The following is a 395-nucleotide window of genomic DNA, read 5'->3' as shown; positions in this document are numbered from 1 at the left end:
CATATTTATAGGGCCGCTCTGGATAGACCGCCGTCGGATCCGTCAGGCTGATGATCCTGACGACATCCTCCCTGATGCCGACGCCGAGCGTGAGCGTATCCGACAGGTTCGTCTTCAGCATGGTCCAGCCATATTTCTCCCGCTCGTCCGAGATGCGCTCGACACCGGGATAAAGCCGATGCAGCTCTTCGGCCGGCATTCCCATCCTGACGCCATGGATAGGGGGAAGCTCGAAGGGGGCGCGGAAATGAACCTCGCAGAGCCTGCCATCGGCGGCAATGCGCGTGCCGAATTCCTCGATGTGCAGATGGCCTTCCGCCTGTAGGCCCGGCTCCTTCCAGCTCGTTCCCAAAGCCGCCTTCAGCTCCTCCACAGATACACCCGGCTGCATCGGA

At 61.3% G+C, this 395-nt stretch carries 1 pseudogene; it reads right to left on the bottom strand.

The features are described 5' to 3' along the window. Window positions 1-395: pseudogene (locus FY112_RS37525) on the bottom strand (hypothetical protein); the annotation flags it as partial.

Source organism: Rhizobium sp. PEPV16 (genome assembly GCF_008919455.1).
GTDB lineage: Bacteria > Pseudomonadota > Alphaproteobacteria > Rhizobiales > Rhizobiaceae > Rhizobium > Rhizobium leguminosarum_Q.
Note: the sequence above shows the minus strand (reverse complement) of the source record. Positions and strands in the feature narration are given on the sequence as shown.